11 protein-coding genes and 1 pseudogene are annotated in these 9,833 nt (G+C 34.6%); 6 read left to right on the top strand and 6 right to left on the bottom strand.

What is annotated here, in order from left to right; genetic code table 11:
- The first annotated feature begins 27 nt into the window (after positions 1 to 27).
- Together ACIQ2S_RS08315 and ACIQ2S_RS08310 are read left to right on the top strand one after the other, a co-directional pair.
- Positions 28 to 741, top strand: a complete 714-nt coding sequence (locus tag ACIQ2S_RS08315) for a T9SS type A sorting domain-containing protein (protein WP_396174900.1) — start codon at positions 28 to 30, stop codon at positions 739 to 741.
- A 6-nt stretch (positions 742 to 747) separates the two neighbouring features.
- Positions 748 to 1,800, top strand: coding sequence for an Omp28-related outer membrane protein (locus ACIQ2S_RS08310; protein WP_396174898.1), 1,053 nt, complete (start codon positions 748 to 750; stop codon positions 1,798 to 1,800).
- Positions 1,801 to 1,858: 58 nt separating this feature from the next.
- Here the strand turns inward: ACIQ2S_RS08310 and ACIQ2S_RS08305 are convergent, their stop codons facing one another.
- From ACIQ2S_RS08305 to ACIQ2S_RS08280, 6 genes are all read right to left on the bottom strand, one after another.
- The gene (locus ACIQ2S_RS08305; protein ID WP_396174896.1) at positions 1,859 to 2,614 is read right to left on the bottom strand and encodes a LytR/AlgR family response regulator transcription factor; all 756 of its coding nucleotides are present in this window, start codon (positions 2,612 to 2,614) and stop codon (positions 1,859 to 1,861) included.
- 60 nt (positions 2,615 to 2,674) lie between these two features.
- Positions 2,675 to 2,983: a 2TM domain-containing protein gene (locus tag ACIQ2S_RS08300; RefSeq protein ID WP_396174894.1), complete on the bottom strand. Its 309-nt coding sequence runs from the start codon at positions 2,981 to 2,983 to the stop codon at positions 2,675 to 2,677.
- A gap of 19 nt (positions 2,984 to 3,002) precedes the next feature.
- A complete protein-coding gene (locus tag ACIQ2S_RS08295) occupies positions 3,003 to 3,317 on the bottom strand; it encodes a 2TM domain-containing protein (RefSeq protein WP_396174892.1) in 315 nt (104 codons plus the stop codon).
- Positions 3,308 to 4,645, bottom strand: a complete 1,338-nt coding sequence (locus tag ACIQ2S_RS08290; RefSeq protein WP_396174890.1) for a 2TM domain-containing protein — start codon at positions 4,643 to 4,645, stop codon at positions 3,308 to 3,310. Before ACIQ2S_RS08290 ends, ACIQ2S_RS08295 begins: the two co-directional genes overlap by 10 nt.
- An 8-nt stretch (positions 4,646 to 4,653) precedes the next feature.
- Positions 4,654 to 5,274 (bottom strand): hypothetical protein, encoded by a 621-nt coding sequence (locus ACIQ2S_RS08285; protein WP_396174888.1) that lies wholly within the window; start codon positions 5,272 to 5,274, stop codon positions 4,654 to 4,656.
- Positions 5,275 to 5,555: 281 nt separating this feature from the next.
- Positions 5,556 to 7,709 (bottom strand): TonB-dependent receptor domain-containing protein, encoded by a 2,154-nt coding sequence (locus ACIQ2S_RS08280; protein ID WP_396174886.1) that lies wholly within the window; start codon positions 7,707 to 7,709, stop codon positions 5,556 to 5,558.
- 285 nt (positions 7,710 to 7,994) lie between these two features.
- On the opposite strand from ACIQ2S_RS08280, the gene nudK reads away from it, so the two are divergent.
- From nudK to ACIQ2S_RS08260, 4 genes and pseudogenes are all read left to right on the top strand, one after another.
- Positions 7,995 to 8,606: a GDP-mannose pyrophosphatase NudK gene (nudK, locus tag ACIQ2S_RS08275; RefSeq protein ID WP_396174884.1), complete on the top strand. Its 612-nt coding sequence runs from the start codon at positions 7,995 to 7,997 to the stop codon at positions 8,604 to 8,606.
- Positions 8,607 to 8,659: 53 nt separating this feature from the next.
- On the top strand, positions 8,660 to 9,199 hold the full coding sequence (locus ACIQ2S_RS08270; protein ID WP_396174882.1) for a hypothetical protein: 540 nt from the start codon (positions 8,660 to 8,662) through the stop codon (positions 9,197 to 9,199).
- Between the two features lie 44 nt (positions 9,200 to 9,243).
- Positions 9,244 to 9,639 (top strand): four helix bundle protein, encoded by a 396-nt coding sequence (locus tag ACIQ2S_RS08265; protein WP_396174880.1) that lies wholly within the window; start codon positions 9,244 to 9,246, stop codon positions 9,637 to 9,639.
- 62 nt (positions 9,640 to 9,701) lie between these two features.
- Positions 9,702 to 9,833: pseudogene (locus tag ACIQ2S_RS08260) on the top strand (nucleoid-associated protein); the annotation flags it as partial.

Genomic DNA, 9,833 nt, shown 5'->3' with positions numbered 1-9,833 from the left:
ATTTGCAAAAGATAAATTAAAAATTCTATGAAAAAAATTACCTACACCGTCCTTCTTAGTTTTCTATTTTTAAACACTTTTGCCCAAGTGGAGTTTAAAAAATCAGATGGTACAATTATTACTAATGGAATGATTATTCCTTTTGAAACAGTAGGTTCTACAGCTTACTTAAATTTTAGAGTAAAAAATATTTCAACAACTCCTCAAGATATCAAAATTAAATGTATTGGCTTAGTGAACGCCACAGGTTCAAATTTCGAATTGTGTTATGGCGGTTCTTGTTTTGATAGTGTTGCCCTAAACGGAGTATATCCTGATTATCCAAATCCTTTAGCTCCCGGTCAAAGTAATCCGTCGCAAGGAGATCATTTTGTAAATTTTAATTTGGGTACCGGAGGTGTAATGGACTATGTGTTTTCTGTATATGCCTTAGGTTCTGAAGCCAATGCGATTACTTTTACCTACAGATATGTCCCAAATTTAAGTGTAAATACACTTGAAGGTTTATCCAACTTAGGGATTTCAGTTACAAATACTGTCGTTGCTGATGATTTTTTATTCTCGGCTGCTGCTAAAGGAAATCTGTCACTTTATAATTTAAACGGACAATTAGTGAAAGAATTAAATTTTACTGAAGGTTCTCAAAACATAAACTTAAGTAATTTGAATACTTCAATTTATATTGCCCGTTTTACAAACGCTGAAGGTATTTCTTCGAATGTAAAAATTATCAAACAATAAAATCGCATGAATAAATTTAGTGCTTTTGGATTTTTATTACTCGTAATTAGTCTTTTTTCTTGCACAACAGATTACAAAATTTTAGAATCTGTTGACTCAATCGGATTAACAACTGATAAATCAATTAAAGTAATTGGAGAAACAATCACTTTTACTGTAACAACCAATTCAGGTGAGATAGTTACTGAAGATGCTACGATACTTGTAAATAACACTCCTATTGAAGGAGATTCATTTACAACTACTGAGGTAGGGACTTATGCAGTGCAAGCTAAATACTACAGTGTACTTTCTGAACCCATAAATGTGCGTTTTCATGATGGTTCGGAAACAAACTTTGTTAAAAGAGTTTTAATAGAAGACTACACCGGAACGTGGTGTGGTAATTGTCCACGCGTTTCACATGCAATTGAACTCGCTCGTGCACAATCGGAATATGTTGTTCCGGTAGGTATTCATCGTTCCAGCTCTAATCCGGCTGATGCAGCGTATGATCCATACAATTATGACACAAGTTCTTTAGAGGCTGTTTTAAACATGGCGGGTTACCCAAAAGCTCTTTTAAATAGAATGACACGCTGGCAGCCACTTGAACAAAACAACATTACTCAAGTAATTAATTTAACTCAAGGTGATAATCCAAAACTTGGTGTATCGATGTCAAATCAAGTCACCGCAACTACTATTAACCTTGACGTAAATATAAAATTTAGCAAAGATTTTGAAAATCTGAAATTAGTGGTGTATGTCTTAGAAAATGATTTAATTTACGACCAAGTAAACTATACCGCTTTTTACGGTGGATTGCCTTATATAAATGATTTTGAGCACGAACACGTTTTAAGATCATGCATTACGCCTTTATTTGGAGAACCAATTGCCTCGGAAGAAACAAAGGTTGGAAATACTTATACTAAAACTTTTTCTGTTCCAATTCCTGCTAATATTGCTAATAGTAATAACATTGAATTTGTTGCTTTTGTAACAGGTGCCGATAACAAAGCTATTAATGTGCGAAAAGCAAACAGAAATGAAACTCAGGAATTTGAAGAATTCTAAATTATAAACTATCAAATGTTTTAAAAAAAGACTGTCAGATTTGTTGACAGTCTTTTTTTTACCCCAACCATTCCTTAAAATCATTTACCCGTTCGCGACTCACAATGACCTCATCCTCTTTGTAGGTTGGAAGAATGACTTTTAAACGCGAATTGCTATAGACTAATATATCTTTGATTGATTTTAGTGGAATAATAAATTTTCTGCTAACTCTGAAAAATTGTTCCGGATTTAATTCCGTTTCTACATGATCTAACGTACCATCGATTAAATAATTCCTGTTATCCAAGGTGTGTAAATAGGTTCCTTTATTTTCGCTGTAAATACATTCCACCTCGTCTAACGGAATCATTTTAAGGCGTTCCCCAATTTTGATGGTAAATCGCTGTTTAAATGTTCTTTCAATCGGATTCACTAACATTCGCTTAATGGCTTCAAAATCTAAGGATGAAATAATGCTTTTTTGAAATTGATTTTTGAATTTTGTAATTGCAATTGATAAATCGTCTTCATCAATCGGTTTTAGCAAATAATCAATACTGTTTAATTTGAAGGCTCGCAAAGCATATTCATCAAAAGCAGTCGTGAAAATAACCGCACTTTTGATTTCGATTTGTTCAAAAATCTCAAAAGACAACCCATCAGATAATTGAATATCTAAAAAAATCAAATCCGGATGAGCATTGTTCTGAAACCACTCCAACGATTCTTCCACAGAATGTAAAAGTGTATCCACCTGTAAACCTACTTTTTCTAATTTACGTTGCAACAAACGTGCGGCCGGTTTTTCGTCTTCGATAATGATGATTTTCATGCTAGTATGTGGTTATGAATTATGGGTAAAAGCTGAACACTTAAAACTGATTACTGACAACTATTCCCACTTACTATTCTTCTCTTTATCCATTAGTTCCTTAATTTTTCGTTCTTCCCAATTATTACCTAAAAACCATTGTGGAACAAAAACTGAGAATCCGTGGGCCACTAAGCCAATTCCCCAGAACAAGAGTGTCGTAAAATTTTTGTACTGAAAATACGATTCTCCCGGATCTAAATTTTGATAATTCACAATTATAATCATTAAATTGATTATTACATACACAATAGCATGTGTGTAAAATCCTTTAATTTTTTTTACTCGTTTAAGAGCCTCTTGGTATTTTATTTCGTCTTGAGAATTCATAATTGATACTTTTTAATTACTATTTATTCTTGTTTTTTTCCTCTTCCATAAATTGTTTGATCTTTCGATGTTCCCAATCACTACTAAACATAGTATCGGTGCCAAAAACACCTATTCCGTGAAACAGTACTCCTATTCCCCACCCTATCATCGGATAAAAAAACCAATAATGTTCGGGTGTATACTTTATGTTTATAAATGCAGTAACCGGAATCACAAATACGTAGGCAATTAAGTGACTATAAAAGCCTTTTATTTCCTGAACTTTTTTACTTGCTTTTTGATATCTTTCGTATTCTTCGTTAGTTTCCATAAATGATACTTTTAATTCCATGTGTTTTTCTGTTTGTCCTCTTTCTCTAAAATTTCCTGAATTTTACGTTCTTCCCAGGATTTTCCGTAACCAAAAGTTTCTAATGCATGGAAAGTCAAGCCCATTCCCCAACCTAACATTGGGAACCAAAACCACTGAAATTTAGATGTATTTAAATTCACGATAATTAAAACTGGAATTACCACGCAGTAGGAAATTAAATTCCCGTAAAAACCTTTGAGTTTTTCTACTCGATCTTTGGCTCTTAAGTAAGCCGTGTTCTCGTTGTATTTCATTTGTGTTTCCATAATTGAAATTTGTTTTGTTAATATAGGTAGTACTATTTTAAATGATTTTTCTGATTCTTCTACCAACACTTTTCGCTGAGTAATGATGGCATATCGATTGACAATATTCTGCAACCCAACTCCTTTTCTGTCTGAGAGAATTTCCTTCTTTTGCAAATTATTTTCAACAACCAATTGGTTATTCTCTGTATAAATTTTTATATGCAACGGTTTACTCTCGCTTACCACGTTGTGTTTGATGCAGTTTTCTAATAATAATTGTAACGAGAGCGGAACCACTTTTGCTTCATCATTAGCAAATCCTTCAGGCAATTCGTAAGTGATACTATTTTCAAAACGCATCTTCAACAAGTTCATATACGTTTTGGCAAAAGTCAATTCTTCTTCAACCGGAACCAACTCCTTATCTTTTTGCTCCAAAACGTAGCGGTATATTTTAGACAAAGATGTGGTAAACTTTTGAGCATTCTCCGGATTTTCTTCAATTAACGAACTTAGAACGTTTAAACTGTTGAACAAAAAATGCGGATCTATTTGATTTTTTAAACTTTCAAATTGTGCCGATGCGGTTCCGGCAATTACTTTTTGTTCTTTTACTTTATGTTCCTGATAGGCTTTGTAAAAATAAAAAGCATGTATTCCTAAGGTAACAATAAAAGTAAGTACGATGGAAATTAAGTAATTTGCAGGTCGCTCCCCTGCTAAAAATGCTTCCCATGATTTACCTTCAATTACAACATCTTCAAAGATTCGCAATAAAAAAATCACCAAAATTGAAAATATAAATGATGCAAAAGCTCCAATAAAAAGACGTTTGCGAGAAAAACGTTCCTCTTTAAAATAATGGTCCAACTGCATGAAAAGAATAGCATTGGCATAATACAAAGAATATCCGTAAAGAATGGTAAAACCAAAACTTACTGCTAATTCACTATTCCAAGTTACTTGTCCGCCTGTAATTACTTCTAAAAGTATAAGCACAACAAATATGCCTACTACAATTGCGGTTGCTCGCGGAAATTCTTTGATTAATTTATTCATGTTCGTAATTATTTACAAGCGTCTAATGCTTCCTTTGCTCGCTCTAATCCCCAATTTGGGTGAAAAGCAGTCTCAGGTTTAAAAGTAGCAAAAAGTTCGATTGATTTTGCAATTTGTGCACAGATTGGTTGGGTATCCGTTCCGAAAAATTGAGCAGAACCCATTTCAAATTCAGCTTTTCCAAAAACCACGCGTGGATTGGTTGGGGCAATCACCTCTGCCTTTCCATATAGTTCCATCACTTTTCCGGACAATTTCATGCCATTGGTCATTGGGTCATATGCAATCCAAGCGGTGTGAATCATTGCTTGCAAAACTAATAATTCGGCGTTGTTCGGTTGCTGTGCTATTTCTACATCCAAAGCTGCTTGTGCTTTTGTTAGCAACGCATTGATTTGATCTTTGTCTTTGGTTTCAAAAGCTGCAGAAGTATTTACAAATGCTACATAGTAATTGGGCAACCAATTGTTTTTTTCTGCAGAAGCGATGCGTGCAAACAGGTCAGATGCTTCGGTATTCTTTCCTTCTCCCCAAAGAGCGAAGGCTTTACTCATTCCCTGTTCGTACTGACTTTGGGAAAATAATTGTGTGGTAACTAATAAAACGATGGTAACGATAATTTTTGTCATGATGTAAAAGTTTAAAAGTTTAAAATTGTTTACGATTGTTTAAGATTGTTTAAGGTTGTTTAAGGTTGTTTAAAAGTTTACTATTGTTTAACTCTTTTGATGAAACAAATTTCAGTTGAAAAAAGTGGTTTTGAAAAGGAGTTTGACTGAGTTGTTGATTTTTGGTGATGAATTGTTATTTCTGAGGCCCTGAGGTTCTGAGGTACTTAGTTGCTAAGGCATCTGATAATAATGAGTGACCTTTTCAACATTAGAGCCTTAGTCACTCAGAACCTTAGCACCTATAGATTATCCAACTGATTCGATTTCTTATCATCACTTATGGTCCAAAAGAAACCTATAAAGAAAAATCGATCAGCAGGCTGACCAATGGCTCTTCGTTGAAAATCGCCATTAACATCAGGTGTGTTTGCATATTGATATCCAAACACGTTTTCGGTCCCCAAGATATTCGAAACAGAGAAATACAGTATCTTTTGTTGCGAAATCAAATAAGCCCAATTGAAACTTAGATTTTGAAACGGTTTGGTCATCCCATTCATAAATTCTGCCTCATTTGGATTATTGTAAGGACGACCTGAATTTACAGTATATGAAAATCCGATTTGCGATTTCCAATCTTCAATCCAATGTTTTGTAACAATAGAAAGCGTATGGTCTGCAATAAAACTGGGTTGTGCCGCTATCGGGAAATTGCGGTACAATCGCTCTGAATCAATGAACGAATAGGAAACCCAATATTCGGTATTTTTAAATGTTTTATTATCTCTCCAGAAAATGTCAAGTCCTTGTGCGAATCCGTTCCCGTTTGAATTGTAATCCGAATCAAACTGCGGTTGTTGGGAATCAAACGTTACCAAATCATCATACGATTTATAATAAGCCTCGGCACGAAACGTACGCCCTTCTTTATTGTATTGATAATTCAAAATGAAGTGGGATGCTTTTTCCGATTTAAAATTGGCTTCGTATTTAATATATTCCTGTCTTGGTGTTTGCACAAAATCGCCGTAGGCAAACGAAAACTGACCGTTTTTTGAAACTTTATAAGCGAAAGAGGCTCTAGGCGACACATGAAACTCGTCTAAAAGTTGATTTTGTGAAGCTCTAAGACCTAATTTCAATGCTGTTTTTTTGCTAAAAAAAATATCTGATTCAACGTAAGCTGCCGCAATCGTATTTTCAAATCCGGATGAAAACGATGTTTGCTCGAAAGGAATAAAATCTTCGTCAAACTTTGTAATAAAATAATCGGCACCACCGGTTAATTTAACCCGTTCGGTCAATTTTTTAGAAACTTTAGCTTTCAAATGTGTTGCATATTCAGCACTTTCAATAGCGTCTGTATTAATACCTATTTCGTTTAAACTGATTCCGTAACTCATTCCTGTTTGCAAGGACCAATTATTTCCAAAAGTCCCTTTGTACGAGGCATTTCCATAAAAGTTATTGTTTTTTAAATCGAAACGAACTTTTTCGGGTTGATTGATATCTTCTTGATTTAAATCAAGAGTCGCAACATCTAAGGAAGCATAAATTTTTAATAACCCATTTTTAAATTGGTGACGGAAAACAGTCTCACCTGTTAATGATTGAAATGGTTTATTCCAATCAACTTCTTGAGGAACCAATAATTGATACGGAGCTAAATTGGTATAATTTAAATTAAAAGTGAGCGAGCTCTTATTCCACTGCTGCGTGTTTCCCAACCCTAAACCTACGGTCATCAATGAAATTTCGGTTTGTTCCTGAAGCACATCATCATTGGTATTTAACGACAATATACTTGAAAGTGCTTCGCCATATTCGGCACTATAACCACCGGTTGAAAATGAAATTCCACTGAATAAAAATGGAGAAAATCTACCACGAGTGGGCAAATCATTGGCAGTTGCACCATAAGGTTGTGCAACTCGCAAACCGTCTACAAAGGTTTGGGTTTCATCGGCTTCTCCACCGCGAACGAAAAGTCGGTTACTCTCGCCTACTGTTTGAGCACCCGGTAATGTTGCCAATGCACCAATAATATCGCCAACAGCACCTGCGGTTGTGACAATGTCTAATGGTTTTAGAACAGAAACACGAGCCTTATCTCCAGCTTCAAAGGTACCTGCAGTTAAAATTACAGCATCTAAAACATTGACACTCTCTTTTAGCTTGATGGTTTGATTTTGAAACTGACTAACATCTATCGCTTTCGAATATGTTTCAAAAGAAAGAAAACTAACAATCAATGTTTTGGTTCCGGTTTCTTGCGTAGTAAAATTGAACTGACCGTTTTCATCGGTTGAACCGCCATCATAGGTTCCTTCTAGATAAACATTGGCTCCTGTAATGGGTTGCTCTTTTTCATCGACAACTTTTCCGGAAATAACATTTTGACTAAATGATAAAAGTGAAACGAATATGATTACTAAAGTTATATAAGTTTTCATCGGGTTTGATTTTGATGAGACAAAGTTGCTACAAACAAATAGCAATGGAAATTGAAAGTTACTGAGTTGTTAAAATGGAAGGATGAATTGTTTTTTTAAACCATTTTGGAATTAAGAAAATTAAGTTTTATTCATTTCGGTTTAAACCTGCAAATACTTAATGAAAATTAATATCTTAATGGTTTTAAAAATAAAAAAAATGAAAATTCATTTTCTCAAATCAAATAAAAACTTCATTTCTTCATTTTAGTTTATGATATTTGTAAATCATGAAAAAATATTTCAATGAACCCAAAAATCGAAATCACCAAAACGGAATTACTTTCCGATAATTGGTACCTACTAAATAAAGTCACGTACAACTTCACACCTGAAAATGGCGAACCGGAAGTACAACGACGTGAAGTCTACGACAGGGGAAATGGAGCAGCTATTTTATTATACAACAAAGAAAAGCAAACCGTTATTTTAACCCGACAATTTCGTTTGCCCACCTTTTTAAATGGCAATGAAAACGGCATGATGATTGAAGTTTGTGCCGGACTTTTAGACGAAAAAAATCCGGAAGACTGCATCAAACGCGAAACCGAAGAAGAAACCGGTTACCGCATTCACGAAGTGAAAAAAGTCTTTGAAGCCTACATGTCACCGGGAGCTGTTACAGAAATACTCTACTTTTTTACCGCCGAATACCAACCTGAAATGAAAGTCAGTGAAGGCGGCGGATTGGCGACTGAACATGAATACATTGAAGTAATGGAACTGGCTTTTGAACAAGCAATGACAATGGTTTATAATGGGGAGATTAAAGATGCAAAAACGATTATGTTGTTGTTGCACGCGAAAAATAATCAATTAGTAACATCCAAAATCTTTTCAACAAATCTGCAATCATAAAACATAAATCGTAAATATTCGTTACTTTTGCCTTCCTTAAAAATGCAACGAAGATGATTTATAAATTACGGGTAATACTCGATACGGAAGAAGATATTTTCAGAGATTTAGCCATTGAAAGTACCGATACCTTAGAAGATTTACACAATGCTATTGTCAACGCTTTTGGATTTGACGGCAGCGAAATGGCTTCCTTTTATACCTGCGATGATAATTGGAACCAAGAAGATGAAATTCCGCTTTTTGACACCGGCGATACTCCGGGTGAAATGCGAATTATGAGTGATTTGGCTTTGGAAGACATGCTTTATGAAAAGCAAACCAAAATCATTTATGTGTATGATTTCTTGAATATGTGGTCGTTCCTAGTTGAATTAGCCGCCATTGAAGAAAAACAAGCCGGTGCAACGTATCCGGAACTATTGTATTCATTAGGTTTAATGCCGCTTGTTGGCAACGACCCGACTTTTGAAGCCGACGACGATTCACTTTTCACTGAATTTGAAGACGATTTAGACGAAGACGATTTAGACATGTTTGAAGGTGGAGATGATTCTTTTGAGGACTTTGGGTTTGAGGAGAACTGGAATTGAAAGGTTTAAAGTTGTTTAAAATTGTTTAAAAGTTTAAAATTGTTATGGCGACCATCAAAAGATTTGAAGATTTAGAAATATGGCAAGAATCCAGAAGATTATCCAAAGAAATAATTTTACTTTCTAAAACAACAGATTTAAAAACCGACTTTAAACTTAAAGGTCAAATTAAAAGCTCTTCCGGTTCAGTAATGGATAATATTGCAGAAGGATTTGAAAGAAATGGCAATGGAGAATTTAAACAATTTTTATCTGTTGCAAAAGGTTCAGCCGGTGAAAGCCGTTCGCAATTGTATCGAGTTTTTGATAACGACTATATCACCGAAGAAAAACTCAACATGCTAGTTGCCGACTATGAAAAACTGAGCATCAAAATCCACAATTTTATCACCTATTTAAATAACAACGATTTTAAAGGGACAAAGTTTATCAAACCGTAAACAGTTTTAAACTTTTAAACAACTTTAAACAATCTTAAACTTTTAAACAACTACAACCCATAATGATCAACCTTTTCAACGCCCACATCGAATCCCTTTCCATCCACCGAGTTGGAAACAAAAGCCGTAACGAAGCTATTTTTCTATCAGAGCAACCGTATCAGACGAATGATGAAATTGTACCACTTTTGAAA

Source organism: Flavobacterium sp. (genome assembly GCF_044371705.1).
Lineage (GTDB): Bacteria > Bacteroidota > Bacteroidia > Flavobacteriales > Flavobacteriaceae > Flavobacterium.
The sequence above is the reverse complement of the archived record's forward strand: the minus strand, read 5'-3'. Positions and strand labels throughout refer to the sequence as shown.